General features: G+C 60.9%; 19 protein-coding genes. 10 read left to right on the top strand and 9 right to left on the bottom strand.

Annotated features, from left to right (window positions below; genetic code table 11):
* The first annotated feature begins 395 nt into the window (after positions 1 to 395).
* The 4 genes from GUY40_RS08810 to GUY40_RS08795 are packed head-to-tail and all read left to right on the top strand — an operon-like array spanning position 396 to position 5,200.
* Positions 396 to 1,859: an MBOAT family protein gene (locus GUY40_RS08810; protein WP_166568561.1), complete on the top strand. Its 1,464-nt coding sequence runs from the start codon at positions 396 to 398 to the stop codon at positions 1,857 to 1,859.
* A gap of 11 nt (positions 1,860 to 1,870) precedes the next feature.
* Entirely contained in the window at positions 1,871 to 3,025 is a 1,155-nt protein-coding gene (locus tag GUY40_RS08805; RefSeq protein ID WP_166568560.1) for an alginate O-acetyltransferase, read from the top strand.
* A gap of 12 nt (positions 3,026 to 3,037) precedes the next feature.
* Positions 3,038 to 3,709 (top strand): alginate O-acetyltransferase AlgF, encoded by a 672-nt coding sequence (locus GUY40_RS08800; protein WP_166568559.1) that lies wholly within the window; start codon positions 3,038 to 3,040, stop codon positions 3,707 to 3,709.
* A 39-nt stretch (positions 3,710 to 3,748) separates the two neighbouring features.
* The gene (locus GUY40_RS08795) at positions 3,749 to 5,200 is read left to right on the top strand and encodes a mannose-1-phosphate guanylyltransferase/mannose-6-phosphate isomerase (RefSeq protein WP_166568558.1); all 1,452 of its coding nucleotides are present in this window, start codon (positions 3,749 to 3,751) and stop codon (positions 5,198 to 5,200) included.
* A gap of 107 nt (positions 5,201 to 5,307) precedes the next feature.
* On the opposite strand, the gene GUY40_RS08790 is transcribed toward GUY40_RS08795, so the two are convergent.
* From GUY40_RS08790 to GUY40_RS08775, 4 genes are read right to left on the bottom strand one after another with little or no spacing between them, the layout of a single operon-like run.
* Positions 5,308 to 6,168 (bottom strand): HlyD family secretion protein, encoded by an 861-nt coding sequence (locus GUY40_RS08790; RefSeq protein WP_166568557.1) that lies wholly within the window; start codon positions 6,166 to 6,168, stop codon positions 5,308 to 5,310.
* Positions 6,169 to 6,179: 11 nt separating this feature from the next.
* Positions 6,180 to 6,380 (bottom strand): DUF1656 domain-containing protein, encoded by a 201-nt coding sequence (locus tag GUY40_RS08785; RefSeq protein ID WP_166568556.1) that lies wholly within the window; start codon positions 6,378 to 6,380, stop codon positions 6,180 to 6,182.
* Positions 6,370 to 8,589 carry an FUSC family protein gene (locus GUY40_RS08780; RefSeq protein WP_166568555.1) on the bottom strand — a complete coding sequence of 740 codons (2,220 nt, stop codon included), beginning with the start codon at positions 8,587 to 8,589 and terminating at the stop codon, positions 6,370 to 6,372. The genes GUY40_RS08785 and GUY40_RS08780 overlap by 11 nt, the downstream gene beginning before the upstream one ends.
* Positions 8,590 to 8,599: 10 nt before the next feature.
* Complete coding sequence (locus GUY40_RS08775) at positions 8,600 to 10,111, bottom strand: efflux transporter outer membrane subunit (protein WP_166568554.1); 1,512 nt, start codon at positions 10,109 to 10,111, stop codon at positions 8,600 to 8,602.
* A 186-nt stretch (positions 10,112 to 10,297) separates the two neighbouring features.
* On the opposite strand from GUY40_RS08775, the gene GUY40_RS08770 reads away from it, so the two are divergent.
* Positions 10,298 to 11,245, top strand: a complete 948-nt coding sequence (locus GUY40_RS08770) for a LysR family transcriptional regulator (RefSeq protein ID WP_166568553.1) — start codon at positions 10,298 to 10,300, stop codon at positions 11,243 to 11,245.
* A 98-nt stretch (positions 11,246 to 11,343) separates the two neighbouring features.
* A complete protein-coding gene (locus GUY40_RS08765) occupies positions 11,344 to 12,318 on the top strand; it encodes a D-glycerate dehydrogenase (RefSeq protein WP_166568552.1) in 975 nt (324 codons plus the stop codon).
* 163 nt (positions 12,319 to 12,481) lie between these two features.
* On the opposite strand, the gene GUY40_RS08760 is transcribed toward GUY40_RS08765, so the two are convergent.
* The 4 genes from GUY40_RS08760 to GUY40_RS08745 all read right to left on the bottom strand — a co-directional run bounded on the left by GUY40_RS08760 (position 12,482) and on the right by GUY40_RS08745 (position 16,301).
* Positions 12,482 to 13,420, bottom strand: a complete 939-nt coding sequence (locus tag GUY40_RS08760; protein WP_166568551.1) for a glycosyltransferase family 2 protein — start codon at positions 13,418 to 13,420, stop codon at positions 12,482 to 12,484.
* Between the two features lie 3 nt (positions 13,421 to 13,423).
* Complete coding sequence (locus tag GUY40_RS08755; protein WP_178117736.1) at positions 13,424 to 13,783, bottom strand: GtrA family protein; 360 nt, start codon at positions 13,781 to 13,783, stop codon at positions 13,424 to 13,426.
* Between the two features lie 27 nt (positions 13,784 to 13,810).
* The gene (locus GUY40_RS08750; RefSeq protein WP_166568550.1) at positions 13,811 to 15,316 is read right to left on the bottom strand and encodes a glucosyltransferase domain-containing protein; all 1,506 of its coding nucleotides are present in this window, start codon (positions 15,314 to 15,316) and stop codon (positions 13,811 to 13,813) included.
* 70 nt (positions 15,317 to 15,386) lie between these two features.
* Positions 15,387 to 16,301, bottom strand: coding sequence for a DMT family transporter (locus GUY40_RS08745; protein ID WP_166568549.1), 915 nt, complete (start codon positions 16,299 to 16,301; stop codon positions 15,387 to 15,389).
* Between the two features lie 133 nt (positions 16,302 to 16,434).
* On the opposite strand from GUY40_RS08745, the gene GUY40_RS08740 reads away from it, so the two are divergent.
* The 4 genes from GUY40_RS08740 (at position 16,435) to GUY40_RS08725 (ending at position 20,891) form a co-directional block, all read left to right on the top strand.
* Positions 16,435 to 17,310 (top strand): helix-turn-helix domain-containing protein, encoded by an 876-nt coding sequence (locus GUY40_RS08740; RefSeq protein WP_166568548.1) that lies wholly within the window; start codon positions 16,435 to 16,437, stop codon positions 17,308 to 17,310.
* Between the two features lie 727 nt (positions 17,311 to 18,037).
* Entirely contained in the window at positions 18,038 to 18,355 is a 318-nt protein-coding gene (locus tag GUY40_RS08735; protein ID WP_166568547.1) for a DUF6124 family protein, read from the top strand.
* A 442-nt stretch (positions 18,356 to 18,797) separates the two neighbouring features.
* Positions 18,798 to 19,331, top strand: a complete 534-nt coding sequence (locus GUY40_RS28560) for a DUF3077 domain-containing protein (protein WP_306092840.1) — start codon at positions 18,798 to 18,800, stop codon at positions 19,329 to 19,331.
* A gap of 342 nt (positions 19,332 to 19,673) precedes the next feature.
* Entirely contained in the window at positions 19,674 to 20,891 is a 1,218-nt protein-coding gene (locus tag GUY40_RS08725; RefSeq protein WP_166568546.1) for an MFS transporter, read from the top strand.
* A gap of 399 nt (positions 20,892 to 21,290) precedes the next feature.
* Here GUY40_RS08725 and GUY40_RS08720 read toward each other — a convergent pair whose 3' ends face one another.
* Positions 21,291 to 23,723, bottom strand: a complete 2,433-nt coding sequence (locus tag GUY40_RS08720) for a TonB-dependent receptor (RefSeq protein WP_166568545.1) — start codon at positions 23,721 to 23,723, stop codon at positions 21,291 to 21,293.
* Between the last annotated feature and the right edge of the window lie 141 nt (positions 23,724 to 23,864).

Raw genomic sequence — 23,864 nt, 5'->3', positions numbered from 1 at the left:
CGCGATGGGCCGCGCAGCGGCCCCGGCGATTCTGAAACCGCCGACACTCGCTGGCTGAGTCGCAGATATTACTGGCCTCAGGGGCCGCTGCGCGGCCCATCGCGGCCAGGTCCGCTCCTACAAGGGTTGCGTCGTTCAATTGCTTAACTGACCGGCATTGGCCGTTGGAGCTGCTTTTGTGGGAGCGGATTTATCCGCGAATGAATGCAGTGCGGTGTATCTGAAGAATCGCGGTGAGGCAATTCGCGGATAAATCCGCTCCCACATTAGAAGCCCGTTCCCATAAGGGACAGGCGAACAGCGCAAGACAGTAATTTTGGTTTCCCCCCCGGATTTCAGTGGGGGGTTTGGGGGGCTGCGGCCCTTGATTCGGAATACAACAAGGAGAGATCGGGATGGTGTTTTCATCCAACGTGTTTCTGTTCCTGTTCCTGCCGATCTTTCTCGGCTTGTACTACTTGAGCGGACAACGCTATCGCAACCTGCTGCTGCTGATCGCCAGCTACGTGTTCTACGCCTGGTGGCGGGTGGACTTCCTGGCGCTGTTTGCCGGCGTCACCCTGTGGAACTACTGGATCGGCCTCAAAGTCGGCGCCGCCGGCGTGCGCACCAAGCCCGCCCAGCGCTGGCTGCTGCTCGGCGTGGCGGTGGACCTGGGCATCCTCGGCTACTTCAAGTACGCCAATTTCGGGGTCGACAGCCTCAACGCGATCATGACGTCGTTTGGTCTTGAGCCGTTCATCCTGACCCACGTGCTGCTGCCGATCGGTATCTCCTTCTACATCTTCGAATCGATCAGCTACATCATCGACGTTTACCGTGGCGATACCCCGGCGACGCGCAATCTCATCGACTTTGCCGCGTTCGTGGCGATCTTCCCGCACTTGATCGCCGGCCCCGTGCTGCGCTTCAAGGACCTGGCGGACCAGTTCAACAACCGCACCCACACCCTCGACAAGTTCTCCGAGGGCTGCACCCGGTTCATGCAGGGCTTTGTCAAAAAGGTCTTTATTGCCGACACCCTGGCCGTCGTCGCCGACCACTGCTTCGCACTGCAACACCCGACCACTGGCGATGCCTGGCTCGGCGCGCTGGCGTATACCGCACAGCTGTACTTCGACTTCTCCGGCTACAGCGACATGGCCATCGGCCTGGGCCTGATGATGGGCTTCCGCTTCATGGAGAACTTCAAGCAGCCGTACATCAGCCAATCGATCACCGAATTCTGGCGGCGCTGGCACATCAGCCTGTCGACCTGGCTGCGCGATTACCTGTACATCACCCTGGGCGGCAACCGCGGCGGTCGCTTCGCCACCTACCGCAACCTGTTCCTGACCATGCTGCTGGGCGGCCTGTGGCACGGCGCCAACTTCACTTACATCATCTGGGGCATGTGGCACGGCCTATGGCTGGCGATCGAGCGCGCGCTGGGCATCAATGCCGCGCCGCAACGCTTCAACCCGATCCGCTGGGCCTTCGCCTTCCTGCTGGTGGTGGTCGGCTGGGTGATCTTCCGCGCCGAAAACCTGCACGTCGCCGGCCGCATGTACGGCGCCATGTTCAGCTTCGGTGACTGGCAGCTGTCGGAGCTCAACCGCGCCAACCTCACCGGTCTGCAAGTGGCAACCCTGGTGGTGGCCTACCTGACCCTGGCGATCTACGGCCTGCTCGACTTCTACCGCAACGCCAAGCCTGCACCCCGCGAGCCGGTGCAGATCATGCTGCCGACCGCGGGTGGCGCCGCAGCCATCGACTGGTCCCGCTACGCCGTGCGCGCCATGGTGCTGCTGCTGTTCGTGGCCTCGATCCTGAAGCTCTCGGCGCAAAGCTATTCGCCGTTCCTTTACTTCCAGTTTTGAGCGAGGCGACCATGACCCGATCCTTACGACTGCTCTACATCGCCCTGTTCCTCGGCCTGCTGGTGGCGCTTGGGCTGTGGTCGCTGGGGGCTTTCCAAAGCTTGCAGCGCACCAGCCAGATGACCGTGCTCAACGGCAAGTGGGCCAAGGCCACTGAAACCCATTACGACGCCGAATTCCCGGTCAAGCGCCTGGGCACCAACCTCTGGGCCGCGCTGGATTTCAAACTGTTCAACGAAGGCCGCCCGGGCGTGGTGCTCGGTCGCGAGCAATGGCTGTTCAGCGATGAAGAGTTCAAGCCGGTCGCCAACAGCGACCACTTCGAACAGGAAAACCTGGCGCTGATGCGCGGCGTGCGCGACACCCTCAAGCAACACGGGGTGGAGCTGGTGTTGGCCATCGTCCCGGCCAAGGCACGCCTGTACTCCGAGTACATCGGCGAAGAGGCCCCGGCCAGCCTGCACACCGACCTCTACAACGAGTTCCATGCCCAGGCGCGCCAGGCCGGCATTTATGCCCCGGATCTGCTGACGCCGCTGCTGCAGGCCAAGGAACGTGGCCAGGTGTTCCTGCGCACCGACACCCACTGGACGCCGCTGGGCGCCGAAGTGGTCGCTCAGGAACTGGGCGCCGCCATTGCCCGCCAGCTGCCGCTGAGCGGCGAGCCGCAGCAGTTCGTCACCGAGGCCGCCAAGAGTGCGCCGTACAAAGGCGACCTGACCAACTTCCTGCCGCTCGACCCGCTGTTCAGTGACCTGCTGCCGGCCCCTGACAGCCTGCAACAACGCACCACCCGCGCCACCGACGCTGGCGACACGGGCGACGCGCTGTTTGTCGACAGCGAAATCCCGGTGGCACTGGTCGGCACCAGCTACAGCGCCAACCCGCACTGGAACTTCCTCGGCGCGCTGCAACAAGCGCTCAAGAGCGACGTGGTCAATTACGCCGAAGACGGCCATGGCCCGCTGCTGCCGATGCTCAAGTATCTGCAAACCGAGGCCTTCAAGAGCAACCCGCCGCAGGTGCTGATCTGGGAATTCCCGGAACGCTACCTGCCGATGAAAAACGATTTCAGCGAGTTCGATCCGCAGTGGATCGCTGGCTTGAAAAAAACCCGCAATGCCAATCAAGACCTGGCCCTGTCGTCCAATCGGACGGAACACTGAGAGGAAACGCACATGACCTTGCACACCACCCAACGTCGCAACCGTACCACCCGTATTGCCAAGGCCTGTGCCCTGGCCGCCAGCCTCAGCGTGCTGTCGCTGCAAGCCTTCGCCGGCGCCGACGCCGCGCTCTACGGCCCTACCGCACCGAAAGGCTCGACCTTTGTGCGGGTCTACAACGCCAGCAACCAGGAAGTCAGCGCCACCGTTGGCAACACCAACATGAACGCCATCGGGCCACAGGCCAGCAGCGACTTCAGCTTCATGCCCCAGGGCGACTACAGCGCCAGGCTGGGCAGCAAGACCGTGCCGGTCAAGCTCGCCTCCGACCACTACTACACCCTGGTCAACAACAGCAGTGGCGAGCCGAAGCTGGTTGAAGAGCCGCCGTTCAAGAACAAGCAGAAATCCCTGGTACGGGTGCAGAACCTGAGCGACCAGGCGCTGACCCTCAAGACCGCCGACGGCAAGACCGAAGTGGTCAAGCCGGTGGCCGCCAACGGCCGTGGCGAACGCGAAATCAACCCGGTGAAAGTCAGCCTGGCGCTGTATGAGGGCGACAAGAAAGTCAGCGACCTCAAGCCCGTGGCCCTGGAGCGCGGTGAAGCGGCCGTGCTGTACGTCACAGGCTCCGGCAGCAGCCTGAACCCGGTCTGGGTCAAGCGCCCGGTTTCGACCCGCTGATCCAGCTTAAACAGCCCACTTCATTACGGAGATACACCCATGATCCCGGTCATTCTTTCTGGTGGTAGCGGTTCGCGTCTGTGGCCTTTGTCGCGCAAGCAGTTCCCCAAGCAGTTCCTCGCCCTGACCGGCGAGCACACGCTGTTCCAGCAAACCCTCTCGCGCCTGGTGTTCGAGGGGATGGACACGCCCATCGTGGTCTGCAACAAGGACCACCGCTTTATCGTCAACGAACAGCTCAGCGCCCTGAAGCTTGAAACCCAGGCGATCCTGATGGAACCGTTCGGCCGCAACACCGCACCGGCGGTGGCGATCACCGCCATGAAGCTGGTCAACGAAGGTCGTGATGAGTTGATGCTGGTGCTGCCGGCCGACCACGTGATCGACGATCAGAAAGCCCTGCAACGCGCCCTGGCCCTGGCCACCGTGGCCGCCGAGCGTGGCGAGATGGTGTTGTTCGGTGTACCGGCCACCAAGCCTGAAACCGGCTACGGCTATATCAAGTCGAGCAACGATGCACTGCTGCCCGAAGGCGTCAGCCGGGTGGCCCAGTTCGTCGAAAAGCCCGATGAAAAACGTGCCACCGAGTTCGTCCAGGCCGGCGGTTATTTCTGGAACAGCGGCATGTTCCTGTTCCGCGCCAGCCGCTACCTCGAAGAGCTGAAAAAGCACGACGCCGACATCTACGACACCTGCCTGCTGACCCTTGAGCGCAGCGTCGAAACTGCCGACAGCGTGGACATCGACGAAGCCACCTTCGCCTGCTGCCCGGACAACTCCATCGACTACGCGGTGATGGAAAAAACCCAGCGCGCCTGCGTGGTGCCGCTGACTGCCGGCTGGAGCGATGTGGGCTGCTGGTCGTCGCTGTGGGACGTGAATGAAAAAGATCACAACGGCAACGTCACCAAGGGCGACGTGGTAGTCCAGGACAGCCGCAACTGCATGATCCACGGCAACGGCAAACTGGTGTCGGTGATTGGCCTGGAAAACATCGTCGTGGTCGAGACCAAGGACGCCATGATGATTGCCCACAAGGACAAGGTCCAGGGCGTCAAGCAACTGGTCAACACCCTCAACGAACAGGGCCGCAGCGAAACGCAGAGCCACTGTGAAGTGTACCGGCCGTGGGGCTCGTACGACTCGGTGGACATGGGCGGGCGCTTCCAGGTCAAGCGCATCTCGGTCAAGCCGGGGGCGTGCCTGTCGCTGCAGATGCACCACCACCGCGCCGAGCACTGGATCGTGGTGTCCGGTACAGCCGAAGTGACCTGCGACGAGAACGTGTTCCTGCTGACCGAGAACCAGTCGACCTATATCCCGATCGCCTCGGTGCACCGCCTGCGCAACCCGGGCAAGATCCCGCTGGAGATCATCGAAGTGCAGTCGGGCAGCTATTTGGGTGAGGACGATATCGAGCGGTTTGAAGATATCTATGGGCGCTCGACGCCGATTGAGCGTGGGGTTTCGATCAGGACCATCGCCCAGTAATTTGTGTGGAGGCTGAGGGCCTCATTCGCGGATAAATCCGCTCCCACATACCCTGCTCACATGATGTGCAAGGGCTTTTCGTGGGAGCGGATTTATCCGCGAAGCTTTTAGCCCTCGTGAGGTTTCACCACAACAGTACACGTCGTCCCCGCCGCCAACAAAAACCCCTCCGGCACTTCATCAATATGAATGCGCACCGGCACCCGCTGCGCCAGCCGGACCCAGTTGAATGTCGGGTTCACATCGGCAATCAACTCGCGGCTCTCTGGGTTGTCCCGGTCGTAGATCCCGCGTGAAATACTCTCCACATGCCCCTTGAGCATCTCCCCGCTCATCATCTGCAGCTCGGCCTGATCGCCCACCTTCACGTGGGGCAATTTGGTCTCCTCGAAAAAGCCGTAGACCCAGAACGAATCCTTGTCGACCACCGCCATCTTCGCCTCGCCGACCCGGGCGTAGTCGCCCTTGTGCACGTTGAGGTTGGTGACGTAGCCATCCACGGTGGCGAGGATTTTCGTGCGCGCCAGGTCAAGCTTTGCCGCCTCCAGCTGCGCCTGGGCATGTTGGTAATCGGCTTGGGCGGAGTTGGCAATGTTGCTGGCGTCGTCGCGGCTTTCCCTGGAGATGACCAGGTTGTCCAGGTCGGCGCGGCGGCTGGCGTTGACCTTGCGCATCTCCCAGGTCGCCTTGCGCGACGCGACCAAAGCTTCGGCCTGCTTGACCGCGATCTGGTAGTGCTCGGGGTCGATCTGCAGCAGCACATCACCCTTCTTCACCCGCTGGTTATCGCGCACCGGTACGTCCACCACATAACCGGGCACGTCGGCTGCCACGTTGATGATGTCGGCACGCACGCGCCCGTCGCGGGTCCAGGGCGTGGTCATGTAGTTGACCCACAGCTCGCGGCCGATCACCACGGCGACGGCCAGTACAAGCAAGGTCCCGAGCAGGCTGAAAAGCTTTTTCATCGGTCAGTTTCTCAACGGTAAACAGTGAGCGCCATGGCGCCGAAGATGCACACGAACAGGCAGAGGCGCAGCAGCGCCGGGTGCCAGAAGAAGCGGTACAGGTCCAGGCCGCTGAGCAGCCGGTCAAAGCCCCAGGCCACCACCGCAGCCAACAGGAACATCAAGGAAACGGTCGGCATGTAGATGCCGTGGAAGGCGAATTCACGGGGCATGGATCAATCCAGACGGGGTCAAACCGCAAGGCACGCTTGCCACGCGGCCGGTCGCAAGCTCGGCCAGCGGCGATTGCGGGTCGAGCAAGCAGGTGCGGATAAAGTGGAGGTAACTCTGCACCCGGCGCAGGGCCGAGGTATCGAAGTGACGGGCAAAGGGCTCATCGGTGGCCTGGACCCGGCCGATGGCATGATCGACCGCCACCAGTGCCCGCTCCAGATTGCTCGCGCTGGGCGCAATGAACAGCCGCACCAGCGCCCTGCCCATCACCCGGATCGCCTGGCGCCAGGGCTGGGATTCGGCATAGGCCGGGTGCACCGGCAGGATCGCCTGTTCACGGCGCAGCTCGATGATCGCGTGGCCGACTTCCAGCACCACGAACATCCAGCGCAGCAGGTCGCGCTGCACCTGGGGCTTGCCGGCGGCCAGCCCATAGGCCTGGTGCAGCACGTCTCGCGAGCGACTTTCGAAGGCTGAACCCAGGCCACGCAGGCGGCCACTGATGGCGAACACCACTTGCGTCCGCAGGTCCTGCTCCATCCGTTGCCACAGCCAGCGACTGTTGGGTGGCAGGATGATCGCGCCGGCAGCGGCGCAGACCAGCATGCCAATGACCATGCCGATGTAATCGTTGATAAAGGCGTAGGGGTTGTAGACGGTGAGGTTGTCGGGCACCGAGCCGATCGAAAAGAAGATCAGCAGGCCGACGCCGTAGCCGGCATACAACGGTCGCGAGGCGAGGAAGGCGCCGAGAATCAACACCGGCGCCAGCACCATGCAAAGCAAGGGAAAGCCGTCGATCCACGGGAACACGAAGAAGGTTTCGGCAAAGCCCACCAATGCGCCCAGCAAGGTGCCGCAGGCCATCTGAAACGACATACGCTTGGGGTTGGGCGTGGCCGCCGAAAGCCCGACGGTGGCGGCTGCCACCAGGGTCATGACGGCGCCGCTGGGCCAGGCCGTGGCGATCCAGTAGCTGCCCAGGATCAGCAGGATCGAGGACGCCCGCAAGCCCGCTGACAACGACACCCACCAGTTGGTCTGGGGCATGAAAGGTTCGTCCCAGCGTTCACGATCGTGGCTGTGATCGGCCAGCGAGGCGTGGGTCTGGGCGTAGCTGTACAGGTCGTCGACAAAGCGGTAGAGCAACTCGTACGCGGTGTGGAAATCCAACAGGTCATCATCCTGCGGGCCGCTTTCGACAAAGCGCTCGCGCAGGCGGCGCACATGGCCCGGCAGGTCGTCCTTGTACTGCGCCAACTGGGTCGCCAGGCGCGCCGCATCGGCGTCGGTCAGGGCACGGCCACTGAAACCGTCGAGCAGGTCTGCCAAGGCGTGCAGGCCCGGCTCGATGGCCGTGACGATCTCGGCATGGCCACGCCCGCGAATACGCTCCAGCAGCTGATGCAAGGCATTGAAGCGCGTGGTAATGGCCATGAATTCACTGTTCAGGCGGCTGACCCGGCCCGAGCGACGACGCATGTGTGGGTCTTCAAACGCCACCACCCCGCGCAGGCCTTCAAGGCCTACCGCTTCTGCGATAAAGCGTACGTTGCTGCTCTCAAAGCGGTCACGCTGGCTGTTGCCGCGCAGGCCTTCGGTGACGAAGCCGGCAAACACGCCGAAGCGCTGGTACAAGGCGTTGCGCATCGAGGCACTGGCCGACTGAGGCAGGATCGCGGCGCTGACGGCGGTGGACACCACCAGCCCGAGGCTGATTTCCAGCACCCGCCAGACCGCCGCCATAAAGGCCCCGTCCGGGTGCGACAACACCGGCAAGCCGACCATGGCCGCGGTGTAACCGGCCAGCACGAAGCCATAGCCACGAAAGTTGCGCTGGCGCACGGCACCAGCGGTGCAGATGCCGACCCAAATGGCCAGGGCCGGTAGAAACAGCTCGGTATTCTGCGGGAACAACGCCACCAGCCCGACAGTGACGGTCGAACCGGCCAGGGTACCCAAAAACCGATAGAAGCTCTTGGCGAACACATGCCCGCTCTGCAACTGCATCACGATAAACACCGTGATCATCGCTGTGCGTGGCTGCGGCAATTCCAGGCGCATGGCCAGCCACAACGTCAGGAACGCCGCGGTCAGCACCTTGAAGATGTACACCCAGGTCACGCCATCGCTGCGCGCCCATTCAAAAAAGCCCCGGCGCCATTCCAGCGAACCGAGCCAGCGAAACGGCATCAACCACAGGTTCATCGCCACCGCCTCAGTGATCGAACACGGCCAGGGCCGCCGGGGTTTTCGGTGCCTGGGTCTGGTCTTGCGTCGGCACATCGGCGCCGGCATTCAGGCCGCCGCCGAGCGCGGTAACCAGCTCGGCGTGGGCACTCAGGCGCGCGGCCTGAACCTGCTGTTCGATCTGCTGCTGGCGAAACAGCAAGGTCTGGGCGTTGAGCACATTGAGGTAGTCGGTCAAGCCGCGCTGGTAGGCGATCAGGGCGATGTCACAGGTTTTCCGGGCCGACGCTACTGACTCCTCGGCGAAGTGCTGTTGCTTGTCCATGGACTCGCGGCGGATCAGTTGATCGGAAATGCCCTTGAGCGCCTCGACCAGGGTCTGGTTGTAATGGGCCACCGCCATGTCATAACCGGCCGACGCTTCTCCCAACTGCCCGCGCAGACGGCCGCCATCGAAGATCGGCAAGGTGATCGCCGGGCCAATGTTGTAGTTGAGCTTCTTGCCGGTCAAAAACTCCAACGCGCCGCCACCGGTGGCCATGTAGCCGATGCTGCCGACCAGGTCGACATTGGGGTAGAAGCCTGCGTGGGCCACGTCGATGCCACGCGCCTGGGCCGCGACTTGCCAGCGGCTGGCAACCACATCCGGGCGCTGGCCGAGCAGTTCGGCCGGCAGTGCCGACGGCAGTTTCAAGGCGGTATTCAGCGACAGCGTCGGGCGTTGCAGTTGTGCGCCCGCCCCCGGCCCCTTGCCCGCGAGTGCGGCCAACTGGTTGCGGCTCAGGGCGATTTCTTCGTCGAGGACGTCCAGTTGCCGATGGGTTTCGGGCAATGGCGTTTGCGCCTGGCTGACTTCGAAGTGGGTGCCAATGCCGCCCTTCAGGCGTCGCTCGGCAAGCTCCAGGATCTGTTCCTGCTGCGCCAGCGTGGCCTTGACGATGTCGCGCTGGGCGTAGTGCAGCGACAGCTGGATGTACACGCGCACGATGTTGTTCTGCAGTTCAAGCTGGGCCTGGCGGGCCTGGGCCACGGACATGTGGGCCAGGTCCACGGCCTGCTCGCTGGCATTGCGCTCACGGCCCCAGAGGTCCAGCGCATAGCTGAAGCCGATGGCGGCATTGTTGTCCCAGGTGTTGGCGCCGGACAGCGCGCCGGGACCGTAGAACTGATCTTCTGGCCAGTTGTGGCGCTTGAGCGTCGACTCGCCATTGATCTGCAAGGACTCGGCGGATTCGACCACGCCGGCCATGGCCTTGGCCTGGCGGACCCGCGCGGCGGCCATGGCCAGGGTCGGGCTGTCTTGCACCGACAGAGCGATCCAGCGGTCCAGTTGCGGGTCACCATAGGCCGACCACCAATGCTGGGTTGGCCAGTGCGCATCCTTGGCCGCGGCCTGGATGGCTTCATCTGTCGCCAGGGCATTGGCTTGCAACGCCGTGCCTTGTGGCGCGATACCTCCGGTTCCGATGCAGCCGCTGAGGGTCAAGGTTAAAGCCCATACACTGAAAGCGTTCAGCTTTCTTTTGATGCGACGCGGCACAACGGCGAGTTCCCGATAGAGGTGGATAACGCTTTGAGAGGCACAATTCTAGGGGGCGCAACGGGTTGGCGATAAGCCGGGATTACTGCGAATCTTTATTACAGATCCGGTGATAATCCGGCTTTAGTCTGAAGACTGAACCTGACACTTCGTGTCACAATTTGTCGTCTATTCAGAGAGCGACCCATGGACACCCTGCAAAACATGCGTGCCTTCAGTTGCGTGGCCCAGGTCGGCAGTTTCACTGCCGCCGCCGTGCAGTTGGATACGACGACCGCCAACGTTTCGCGAGCCGTTTCCAATCTTGAAGCGCATTTGCAAACCCGCCTGCTCAACCGCACCACCCGGCGCATTGCCCTGACTGAAGCGGGCAAGCGCTACCTGATGCGCTGCGAACAGATCCTCACCTATGTCGAGGAAGCCGAAGCCGAGGCCAGCGACGCCCACGCGCGCCCGGCTGGCGTGCTGAAAGTGCACTCGATGACCGGCGTCGGTCAGCACTACGTCATCGATGCCATCGCCCGCTATCGCAAGACGCACCCTGACGTGACCTTCGACCTGACCATGGCCAACCGTGTGCCAGACCTGCTCGACGAGGGCTACGACGTGTCGATCGTGCTGGCCAGCGAACTGCCCGACTCGGGCTTCGTGTCCCAGCGCCTGGGCATTACCTACAGCATCGTCTGCGCTTCGCCCGAATACGTGCAAACCCACGGCATCGCGCAAAAGCCCAGCGACCTGCTCAAGCACGCTTGCCTGCGCATGGTCAGCCCGGTGATCCCGCTGGAAAAGTGGGTGTTCGACGGCCCGGAAGGCCAGGAAATGGTGACCATTCCCAATGCGCCCTTCCAGGTGAACTCCGCCGATGCCATGACGGCTGCCATCGGCAGTGGCATGGGCGTCGGCGTGCTGCCGATCTATTCGGCCATCGAGGGGCTGCGCAACGGCACGCTGGTGCGGGTCATGCCGCAGTACCGGTTGCAGGAGCTGAACCTGTATGCGATCTACCCGTCGCGCCAGTACCTGGATGCCAAGATCAAGACCTGGGTCGAATACCTGCGCAACTCGTTGCCGGAGATCCTCGCGGCCCATGAGGCCGACCTGAAGACCCATGTGCTGATGGTCGCCAATTGAGATCGGGATGCGCTCTGGCAATGGAGAATGGCGGGAGAGAATGTTAGCGTGCTACCTGTTAGCCGCTTTCATTCCACCGTCCGCCGAGAATTTGCCCGATGAAAAAGACTGTCCTTGCCTTCAGCCGCATCACGGCACCCATGGCCGAGCGCCTGCAGCAAGACTTCAACGTGATCATCCCGAATCCGAAACAGGGCGACATCGCCGCCCAGTTCAACGAAGCCCTGCCCCACGCCCACGGCCTGATCGGCGCCGGCCGCCCGCTGGGCCGTGCGCAGCTTGAGGGGGCTAAAAACCTTGAAGTGGTGTCCAGCGTCTCGGTCGGTTACGACAACTACGACGTGGCCTATTTCAACGAACGCGGGCTGATGCTCACCAACACCCCCGACGTGCTGACCGAAAGCACCGCGGACCTTGGCTTCTCGCTGATCATGAGCAGCGCCCGCCGAGTGGCCGAGCTGGACGCCTGGACCAAGGCCGGCGAGTGGAAAGCCACCGTTGCCCCGGCCCAGTTCGGCAGCGACGTGTATGGCAAGACCCTGGGCATCGTCGGCATGGGCAACATCGGCGCAGCTATCGCCCGCCGTGGCCGGCTGGGCTTCAACATGCCGATCCTGTACAGCGGCAACAGCCGCAAGACCGCGCTGGAACAAGAACTGGGCGCGCAGTACCGCAGCCTTGAGCAACTGCTGGCCGAATCGGACTTTGTCTGCCTGGTGGTGCCATTGAGCGAAAAAACCCGCCACATGATCAGCCATGAGCAACTGGCCTTGATGAAACCGAGCGCGTTCCTGATCAACATCAGCCGTGGTCCGGTGGTAGATGAGCCGGCGCTGATTCAGGCCTTGCAGCAAGGCACCATTCGCGGCGCGGGGCTGGACGTGTACGAGAAAGAGCCGCTGGCCGAATCGCCGCTGTTCCAGCTCAAGAACGCCGTGACCTTGCCGCACATCGGCTCGGCCACCTCGGAAACCCGCGACGCCATGGCCAACCGCGCCATCGACAACCTGCGCGCAGCGCTGCTGGGTGAGCGGCCACGGGATCTGGTGAACCCGCAGGTCTGGAAGGGCTGACCCCGGCGCTCTGTAGGAGCTGAGCTTGCTCGCGATGCAGGCGCCGCGGTGTGTCAGATACACCGCGGTGAGACCATCGCAGGCAAGCCTTGCTCCTACCGATGCAGGCGCTGCGGTGTATCTGACGCACCGCGGTGCGGCCATCGTGGGCGAGTCCATGTAATTACCGATGCACCCGATCCCGCCCCACCACATTCTTCACCACATACCGCGGCCGTTGCTTGGTCTCCATATAAATCCGTCCGATGTACTCCCCCAGCACCCCAATCCCGATCAGCTGAACCCCACCCAGAAACAGGATCGCCGTCATCAGCGACGGGTACCCCGGCACGCCGTTGCCGTTGATGAGCTTGTCCAGCACCATGTACACCGCATAGCCCAGCGCAAACAGCGAAACCGCCCCGCCTACGTAGGTCCACAAGCGCAGCGGCACGGTGCTGAATGAAGTGATGCCTTCCAGCGCCAGGTTCCAGAGTTTCCAGCCGTTGAATTTGCTCTCTCCCGCCACCCGCTCGGCGCGGTCGTATTCGACCACCACCGTCCTGAAACCCACCCACGACAGCACACCCTTCATGAACAGCTGGTGCTCAGGCAGTTGCAGGATGGCCTGCACCACCTTGCGGTCCATCAGGCGGAAGTCGCCGACGTTTTCCTCGATCTTGGTGTACGCGATCTTGTTATGCAGGTGATAGAACATCGCCGCCGAACGGCGTTTGAGGTAGCTGTCGGCCGAGCGGTCGCGGCGCTTGGCCAATACCACGTCGGCGCCGTTGTGCCATTCGCGCAGCATCATCGGGATGACGGCAATCGGGTCTTGCAGGTCGACATCGATCGGGATCACCGCCTCGCCACTGGCATATTCCAGCCCGGCGAACAGTGCCGATTCCTTGCCGAAGTTGCGGGAAAAGTTGATCACCAGCACGTAGTCATCGTCCTGAGCCAGGGCCCTGGTGATGGCATCGGTGCGGTCGGTGCTGCCATCGTTGACGAAGATAATCTCTACCGTCAGCCCGGCCAGTGCCGGCTCATCCCGTACGGCGCGATAGAACAGCTCAAGCGTCTGCTCTTCATTGAACACGGGAACGATCAGGGAAATCTTCACGGCTTAGGCTCTCCTGAACACGACGAATTTCGAAAACAGATACCCCACCACCAGGCTGAACGTCGAATACAGCACCAGGGTAAACAACGGTGACAGGGTCAGGCGGTCGGCGCTGTGGCCGACCAGCAGGCTGACCAGCCCCATGAAGCCGATAAACAGCACATAGCGCAGGCCTGATGGGCGAACCCCAAAGGTGAAGCGGGCATTGGTGATATAGGAAAAGCTCACCGCCACGCAAAAAGCCCCCAGGTTGCTCACGGCCTGGGCTTGGCCAAGGCCCCAATGCAGCAGCAGGAACACCAGCCAGTGAATGCCGGAGTTGAGCAAACCCACCGCAAAGTAACGGCCGAACAACTGGGTCATGAAGTGGCCTCTTCGCAGGAGACAGGTTTACCACTGATAGCTCTCGGCGTCGGTCACCGGCTTCATCACGATGTAGCCGTCGCCCTGGAGTGCATACAGGTCATAGAACCTGCCCTGCACCAGTGGCAAGAACCCATTCTGCGCCAGTTGCGCCGCCGAGTAAGGCGGGTTGCTTTGTATCACGTTGGTCCAGCCGGCCCGGGGGAGCATTTCCGGGAGGACAAAAAAGTTGATATTCAGCACGTACTTCAAGGCCGGCATCAGCGTGTTCGAACCTCTGGCCGCCGGCAGCCACGCCGCGGTGGTGCCAATATTGAGCATGTAGAGCGTGTGCGCCTCGCGCAGTTCGCGGTGGCTGCCCAGGTCGTGGCTCAGCTGCTGCAACACGGTGTTGGTCAGCTCTTTTTGCACATTCAGGACGCGCCCGTAGGCGTAGCTGAAGGACAACAGGCAGAGCACCGGCACGATCAGCAGCAAGCCTAGGCGCGGCTGAATTTTATGCAGCACGCTGTGGTTCAGGTACAACACCAGCACCAGCACGCTGGAGAGGCCCATCAGCGTCCGCGCGCCGTCGTTGAAGTCGCGAAACAGCAAGGTGATGCCCGATATGCAGACCAGGATCAGCGGCAGACTCAACAGGTAAAACACCAGCGCCACCGCGCTGTGCAGACGCGGCTGGCCGCGCATTCGCCAGACTGCCCAGAGCCAGCCGACAACAGCGCCGACTCCCAACAGCAGGCACAGCCAGCGGTTGCCGTCATTGACCAGCAAGCCGACGCGGGCGGCGACCAGTGCCAGGCGCGTGCCCAACTCGCTGAAAAGGTCTGGCTGGATACCCAGCAAGCCCTGCCGCAATTGCGTCATGAAACGGTAGGCCGTGAGGTAATAAACGAGGCCGCCGGCCAACAGTTGCCCCACTTTGTACAGCGCCAATCGCCAGGCCCGGTCCGGCGGCTGGCGCTCGACGACGACGCGCACCACCTCGATGCAACACAGCCCGATAAACACATTCAGGCTCAACTGGTAAAAGCCCATGGCCACGGCGATCAGCACGCCTGGCCAGAGTATCTGCAGCCAGCGGTGGCGGGACTGGAACGTCAGCGCATAGACCATCGCCACCACGCTCAAGGCCATGGTTGGCCCGTCATATTGATACGACAGGTTCTGCAGAAAATAAGGGCTGTACCACAGCGGCAGCACCACCAGGCAGGCGCTGAGCGTGGGCTGCGGGAAATAATGAAAAGTCAGCCGGCGCAAGGCAAAAGCCATCGCCAGCGTGGCAATCAACAGCGGCAGGGGGAAGATATTCGGCGCTGCCCCGGTAAAGGTCAGCGCCGTATAAAACAGCTCATTGAACCACCGGCCCTCTTCGCGCCAGCCGGTGCCGGCCAGCTGCGAACGCCAGCTGTCATCGATGTAGAAAAAGTCGGCGAGTATCAGGGGGTAGACAAACACGAACGCGGCAACCGCAAACAGCACCAGCGTTTCACGCGGTGACAGCACCCGATCGAACAGTGAGTTGCGGCCCATCATGTCTCCTCATGAAGAGGGCAATCACCCTCCGCCATGATCGCCGCCGCCACCCAGTGTAGTCGAGCCTCGCTTACTGCGGTTTCAGACTGCCCTGCAAGGGCGGCAGCGGCTGTACGGGCCGGGGCTTGCGAAACACCAGCACGTTGCCGAACATCACCAGCACCAGCCCGGCCAATGCCGGCAGGGTCCACTGGTAGCCTTCGGCATACGCGGACACGTTCAGCGCCACCAGCGGGAACAATACCGTGCAGTAGGCCGCGCGCTCCGGCCCCATGCGACCGACCAGCGTCAGGTAGGCGGTAAAGCCGATTACCGAACCCGGGATCACCAGGTACAGCAGTGAGCCGACATAGCGGGTATTCCACTCCATCGCGAATGGAATGCTGCTGACCACGCAGTACACCGCCAGCATCGACGCGCCGTAGAGCATCCCCCAGGCGTTGGTCGTCAACGGCTTGAGGCCCGCCTTTTGCTGCAGGCTCGACAGCATGTTGCCCGCCGAGAAACACAGGGTGCCAAACAGGGCCAGGGCCAGCCCGATCACCGTTTCACGGCTGGCCGCATGCCCGGCCAGTTCAGGCCAGAACAACAGGCCAAGCCCACACAGCCCGAGTGCACCGCCACCCAGTACGTTGGCTGCGATTTTCTGGCCGAAAAACACCCGGGCATTGAGCGCATTCCACAAGGTGGCGGTGGAAAACACCACTGCGATCAAGCCGCTGGGGATCCACTGACTGGCGGTGAGGAAGCACATGAAGTTCACGCAGAACAGGCACAGCCCCTGTGCCAGGCAAATGAGGTGCCCGCGCCGATTCATCGGCTGCAGGCGGCGGCCGATAAGCAGAATCACAAACAGCACCAGCGCGGCCAGGCCAAAGCGATAAACGATCGACACCGGAATCTCGACCACGCCCAGCTGCAATTTCAGGGCGATCCAGGTGGTGCCCCAGATCAGGACGGTCAACAGATACAAAGACAGGTTCATACTCAGGCTCCTCCACAGAGCCTTCAGTGTCTTTGCCATCGAAATTTTCGACTTGCACAAACTTGCGCTTTTTTCCTTGGCGCTGCTGGCAGGGCCTGGTGCTCGGAGTAGGATGAGCCCTGAGGTAATGCCCATGACCAACCTGGCCCAACTACAAGTCTTCCAATCCTTGAACAGCTCGCCCAATGCTCGCCTTGAGCACAGCGCCGAGTTGGGCGACGGCATGGGCGCGGCCTTGTGGAACAACCACCACGACGCCCGCGACTACCAGGCGCCGAGCCACCACACGCTGTCGTGCTACATCGACGGCGGCACCGAGACCTTTCGCCGCGAAAGCCCGGCCAGCAAAGGCGCACCGGGCAAACTCTGCGTGTTGCCAGCCGGGCATGAATCGGCGTGGATCATCAACGGCAAGATCCGCCTGGTGCACCTGTACTTCAGCCAGGAACAATTCGCCCTGGGCTGCATCGGCCTGCTCGACCGCGAACCCCGGGAACTGCAACTGCGCGAAGCCACCTTCCTCGACGACCCGGTGCAAACCCAGCGTTTTAACCAGTTGATCAACCTGAACTGGAACGAGCCGGGCGAGCGGGTGCTCACCAGCAGCCTGGCCCACGAACTGCTCGGCCATGCCCTGCTCAGCCAGGTCGGCATTCGCCAGGGCCTCAAACTCAAAGGCGGCCTGGCGGCGCACCAACGGCGCCAGTTGGTGGACTTTATCGAAATGCAGCTGGACCAACCGCTCAGCCTTGGGCAACTGGCCGGGCTGTGTAGCCTTTCCGAATACCACTTTGCCCGCATGTTCCGCACAAGCTTCGGCCTGCCGCCACACCAATACGTTCTGGCTCGCCGGCTTGCTCGGGCCAGGCATTTGCTGCGGTACGGCAGTTTGCCGTTGGGTGAGGTGGCGTTGGCGTGCGGGTTTGCCAGTGCGAGTCATTTTGCGAATCGGTTTCGGCAGGGGTTGGGGGTGACGCCGGGGGAATATCGGGGGGCGTTTTTGGGGTGAGGCCTCGAAGCAAGTCGCGAACATACTCGCTGGGTAGATTTGCATGAAGGTACGCCGGGGGGCGGGTATCGGATGTAATCAAGAGCCGGGCCTGCTGAGCAGGCGTTCGCGGTCGTTCAGACACACCGTGGCGCCTATATCGCGAGCGAGCTCGGCTCCTACTTGGGTGCGGTGATGCTGGCATTAACGCGGTCCCTGTAGGAGCCGAGCTTGCTCGCGAAGAATTCACCGCGGTATCACTGACAGGAAGAAGGCGCCTGTACAAAATTCGATCAACTCCGGTTTACCCCAGGCAGACCGGAGGCTAGCGCCATCGGTCTACATGTTATCCACAGGCAGGCCCACTGGAATTGTGGGTAAGGTAGGTAACCGACTATTCCTACAGAAGTAATTCCCTAATCCTCTACTTTACTTCTATAAGCCTCTCGCATAGTCCTGCTGCCAGGAAATACCCTACAACCCGCGTCGCCAGCCATGAACTTGTCCATGGGACCGCCCACCCTTAGGCTTTTTCGGTCGCTGAATGTTCAGCGATCGGGTGTGGAAACCCGGCGGCGAGCGTGTAGCAGCCCATGGTTGGCGTGCCTTATGGCATGTCAGTTAATGATGGCTGTGCGCGGGAGGGCTTCGGTCCTGCCGGGACACTCGCACCGGTTTTCCACCCCGCGTACAGCTATCACCCAATCGTGTGGAAACGAGCGGATGGCGCCAACCGCGAGTAAATGACATGAAAAAGCTTGTTCCCGATCCACCCCATTCCTTCACTAACCTGAAAACCGTCACCACCCCGTTCGGCTCATGCGACGCTCCGCATGGGCCTCTGTTTGCCGTGGTGGGTGGTGTCGATATCGAAGACGCGTTGACTCACGCGTCCCTCTACCTCAAATGTGTGCTGGATACTTCTAATCAAGCTGTCAGGCATACCAATGAAGAAGGACGCGGAATGATCTGGTCGACCGTGCATTCGGCGGAAATGGCCAAGGCGTTGGTCGATTCGCTGCTGGATGCGATTGAAGCTTTATATGACAAGCCGTCCACTGGTTGATAGCAGCGTTCGGTAGTCGGTCAGATGCACCGCGTCGCCTATATCGCGACGATTCGGCGCCCCGACAAGCTTGGCCCCTACCTGGATTGCAGTGATGCTGGGATTAACGCGATCCTGTAGGAGCCGAGCTTGCTCGCGAAGAATTCACCGCGGTATGACTGACAGCAAGAAGGCGCCTGTACAAAATTCGATCAACTCCGGTTTAACCCAGACAGACCGGAGGCTAGCGCCATCGGTCTACATGTTATCCACAGGCAGGCCCACTGGAATTGTGGGTAAGGTAGGTAACCGACTATTCCTACAGAAGTAATTCCCTAATCCTCTACTTTACTTCTATAAGCCTCTCGCATAGTCCTGCTGCCAGGAAATACCCTACAACCCGCGTCGCCAGCCATGAACTTGTCCATGGGACCGCCCACCCTTAGGCTTTTTCGGTCGCTGAATGTTCAGCGATCGGGTGTGGAAACCCGGCTGTGGATTGCTGCACGAGCCTGCGGCCAGCTTGCGCATTTTTGCGCATTGCCTGCCGTTTAATGGCGGCTGTGCGCGGGAGGGCTTTGGCCCTGCCGGGCTTGTCCACACCGGTTTTCCACCCCGCGTACAGCTGTCACCCAATCGTGTGGAAACGAGCGGGCGACGCCCAACCGTGGACTTTGATATGAAAAAGCGTGTTCCCGATCCACCCCATTCCTTCACTACCCTCAAAACCGTCACCACCCCGTTCGGCTCATGCGACGCTCCGCATGGGCCTCTGTTTGCCGTGGTGGGTGGTGTCGATATCGAAGACGCGCTGACTCATGCGTCCCTCTATCTCAAATGTGTGCTGGATACTTCTAATCAAGCTGTCAGGCATACCAATGAAGAAGGACGCGGAATGATCTGGTCGACCGTGCATTCGGCGGAACTGGCCAAGGCGTTGGTCGATTCGCTGCTGGATGCGATTGAGGCTTTGTATGACAAGCCGCCCACTGGTTGAGTGCAGCGTTCGGTAGTCGGTCAGACGCACCGCGTCGCCTATATCGCGACGGTTCGGCGCCCCGACGAACTCGGCTCCTACCTGGATGCGGTGATGCTGGGATTAACGCGGTCCTGTAGGAGCCGAGCTTGCTCGCGAAGCATTCACCGCGGTATTAACTGACGGATCATTATTCCTACTGAATTACTTCTGCAATCCTCTAAAAGATCTCCATTACCCGCTTGCATAGTGATCCAATTTGGGAAACTACCTACACCTTGCTTCGCCAGTCATGAACTTGTCCCCAGGAAACCCCACCCATAGACTTTGTGCCGATAGACGAGCCAAGAAGGCAATGTAAGCATGCAAGCACTGGCATTAAACTCCAGCACCAAAACCCTTTCGTCTGCCTATTTCTTGTCAAAGTGCGGAGAGTTTGCGTTTGAAACTGCTTTCGCGGTCGCCGTGGTTACTTTGGTCAAGGCGGATATTTTGCTGATTGGCCTCGTGTATTTTCTGCGGTATTTGCCGAGCGCGTTATTCTCACCTCTGGGTGGTTGGCTAGCTGACAATCTCAGTAAGAAACGAACCCTCGTCGTCGTCGAGTTTTTGAAGTGCCTTATCGCACTCTTGTTTTTTGCTATATTCCAGTTTTCACAAGCGAATATCATCGCCATCGTCGCAGCGGCCATGGTAATGACTGCGCTGGACTGTTTATACGTCCCGACCTTTCGCGCCTACTTTCCGGACATCCTGAAAAAGGAGGATCTGTCTTCGGCAAACAGTGGCGTACAGGTTATCGAGGACGCCTCTTCCATCCTCGGGCCTCTCATTTTTTCACTCATCACGCTATTAATATCACCCCATTTCACATTCTTGTTTTTTGCGGCTTTTTTATTATTATCCACTGTCTCATTGTCAACACTCTCGGCCCGCAGCAAACGGGAGACCGCTCCCTTCAATTGCCTTGCCCTTATAAGGGAAACTGCCAGTGCTGTCGCTCATCTTCGTGAGGTCAACACACCCTTGTTCAGGGTAATCTGCTGCACAACTATCTGCGCCATGTTTGCCACTTCCCTATTGCGCTTCATATTACCTGCATCGGTGTTGGAACACTTTCATTCAGAGGCGGCAGTAGGTTATGTGTTTTCCTTGATGGCCGTGGGTACAGTGTTAGGCGGTACGTTGTATGAAAGGCTTAACAAGGTCACAACGGCACGGTCCGTCTTCAAGTATTGGATGCTGTATGGGATTTTGTTTTTTCTGGCAGCCGTTTTGTTCGAGCTCAACATTTGGATAGCATTGATTGTTTTATTTTTTGTGGGCTTTGTGGGCGCTTTTGTCGACATCGCTATCGTTACGAACATTCAATACCTCTCCAACCAGAGCGAAGTCGGTAGAAATTTTTCGCTGTACTACTTCACGGCGGTGATAGGTGATGCCGTTTCCGGGCTTGTTGCCAGCCTGGTCTTTTTTATCGTTGGGCCGGCAACGTTGGTGGGCATGACGTTTTTGCTGCTGCTCGCACCGCTGCGCTGGAGCACACAGAAAGAAGAGGATGAGCGCGACAGTCAGACATAGCCTGCCCATGGATGAGGTGGAAGGGTTTTGTACAAAATATGACCAATACCTGTCTGCCCCAAGCAGGCCGGTGGGTTGCGCGGTTGGTCTACATCTTATCCACAGGCAGGCCCACTGGAATTGTGGGTAAGGTCAGTAAGCGGTTGTTTTGCTTTCAATTGCAGTCTTCCGGACAGACCGCGTCGCCTTTGTCGCGAGCAAGCTCGGCTCCTACTGAGGAACAGATAACCATTGTACAAATTTCGATCAGATCCGACCCCAGCCAGGCGGGCCGGCAGCTAGCGCCATCGGTCTACATGTTATCCACAGCCAGGCCCACTGGAATTGTGGGTAACGCCAGTAACCGATTGTTCCTTCGAGAAATTGCCCTGCAGCCAAGGCAGGGCATTCCTTCCAGCATCAGAACTCCAACGTGCTCGACAAACTCACCTGCCGCGAATCGCCCATCGACACGAAGAACTTGTTCACACTCGAGGTGTAGTACGTCCGGTCAAACAGGTTTTTGACGTTCAGCTGAAACCGCACTTTTTGCCCTTCGAACCGGGTTTCGTAACTGGCGAAGGCATCGGCCACGGTGTAGCTGGGCAGTACAAAGTCGTTTGTGGCATTGCCCTCGCGCTCACCTACGTAGCGGGCTCCGGCGCCGACCCGCAAGCGGTCGCCACCGAACAGGCTGCCGACGTCATACACCGCCGACAGCGAGCCGCTGTGTTTGGCGACGTTTTGCAGGCGGTTGCCTTCCAGGTCCGGGTCTTTGGTGACTTCGGCGTCGGTGTAGGCATAGCTGCCAATCAGGCTCCAGCGCTCGCTCAACTGGCCGGTGATATCGACTTCCAGCCCACGGGAGCGCACTTCACCGGCATTGCTGTACAGGGTATTGGCGGTCACGGCGTCGAAGTTGGCGACCAGCACATTGCGCTTTTTGATGTCGAACAGGGCCACGGTGCCGGTGACCGCGTCCGGCAAATCGAGCTTGGCGCCCAGCTCCCAGGATTTGGCTTCTTCGGGCTCGATGGCCGAGTCCAGGATGGTGCCGCCGGTCAGCGCTGCGATGCTGGAGTTGGGCTTGAACGACTCGGTGTAGCTGCCATAGAACGACAACGCGTCGGTGTAGCGATAGACCAGGCCCGCGCGCGGCACCCAGGTCTGGCCGTTGTTGTTGGTGTTGGCCTTGAAGGGGCGGCCCTTGCCGGCGAGCTGGTCGTACTCCTGAAAGCGCGCACCGGCGACCAGAATCCACTGGTCCGTCAGGTGAATCGAGTCCTGGAAGAACAACGAGTCGCTGCGCAGTTTGTCGCTCTGGTTGCTGTCGGCGGCGCTGACGGTGGTGCCCTCCACTTCACGGCCATACACCGGATTCAGGTAGCTGAAAGTGGTCAGGCTTTTCTGACGGATCAGATCGGCACGGTAGATCTTGCGGTACTCATCGTCGATGCCGACCAGCAGCTCATGCTGCATCCCTGCCAATTGCACATTACCGGCCAGGCTGAAGGTCGCGAAGCGGTCGGTGCTCAAGGCGCCTGCCGTGCCGTCCATGCTGCGGGTCAGGGTGCCAGTGCTGGTGTTCACGCCCGTGACCCGCACCTGGCTGGCGTCGTAGGTCTCGCGGTTGTAGCTGAAGCCGAAGTGGGCTTTCCAGTCGTCATTGAGTTGATGATCGACTTCCAGCCGGTACAGGTCCGAGCGCCCTTCCATGTCGTTGAACGGTTCGTCCAGGCGGCGGGTGGCCGGGATGTCCAGCGGGTGATTGGTGTTGGGGTCGATGGCCGTGCCGCGGTCGAACGGGTAAAGAAACTCCCGGTGCTCGTAGGCCACCATCACCTGGGTTTGTTCGCCGTACCAGGCCAGGGACGGCGCGACCAACGATTCACGGTGCACCCCATAATTGCGCCAGTAGTCCTCATCTTCGTGGTCGAGAATCAACCGATAGGCCAGCCCCGAATCCCCCAGCGCGCCGGTGCTGTCCAGGCCGCCCCCGCTGCCGTTCTTGCCGTCGCCATAGGTCGAGCCGCGCACGGTCAGGGCGTTGTAGGTGGTCAGTTGCGGGCGCTTGCTGACCACATTGATGATCCCGCCCGGGTCCTGAATACCGTATAGCAAGGATGCCGGCCCCTTGAGCACTTCGACCCGTTCGGCGGTGGCATTGAGGCTGCGGCCCTGCACGATCGGCATGCCGTCACGCATGATCGAGCCGTCCCGGTTGTCACCGAAACCGCGCTTCATCACCGTGTCCTGAGTGCTGCCCAGGGTGTTGCCCTGAGTGATGCCGCTGACATTGGCCAAGGCATCGTCGAGGTTGCGCGGCGCCTGGTCCTTGAGCACCTGCGCCGGCACCACGTTGATGGCCTGGGGAATTTCCTGGATTGGCGCCTGGCTGCGCATGACCGAGCTGGTGGACGGCGGCTGGTAGCTGGTGTCGGCCGCGACTTGTGAGTTGATGGTGGTGGCGCCGAGATTGAGTGCACCGTCAGTAACCTGCGGTTCCAGGGTCAGGGTGCGAGCATCGACACGGCGGAAGGTGTAGCCCGAAGACACCAGCAAGCGTTGCAGCGCCTGCTCGGCGCTGAACTGGCCAGTGAGCGCCGGGGCATTGACCCGGTACGGCGCAGCATCGGTGTAGACCACGCTCAGGCCGGTGACGCGGCTGAAGTCACTCAAGGCCTGCGGCAAGGGCTTGGCAGCAATCGCAAACGCAAACACCTGGCTCTGCTGCACCACCTCGGCGGCACTGGCCGCCAACGGCGCGCCGACCCAGCTCGAGGCCACCAAGGCCGATGCCCCCAACCAACCTTTAACTGAACGCGATGCCGCCGGTTTTGCCCTGTACTTCATGCTGGTGACCTGAGAGTGGAAGTGGTTTATGCGAATGAATCGCACTTTCACCCACTACACGGATGCGGCGTGAGCGGACCTCATCGGTTTTGAAAAAAAATTTCTGAAGGCATTGTACGAAATGGCACGAACCGTGGCCTG

Source organism: Pseudomonas sp. R5(2019), from assembly GCF_009905435.1.
Lineage (GTDB): Bacteria > Pseudomonadota > Gammaproteobacteria > Pseudomonadales > Pseudomonadaceae > Aquipseudomonas.
This window is presented reverse-complemented; position numbering and strand designations above follow the sequence as displayed.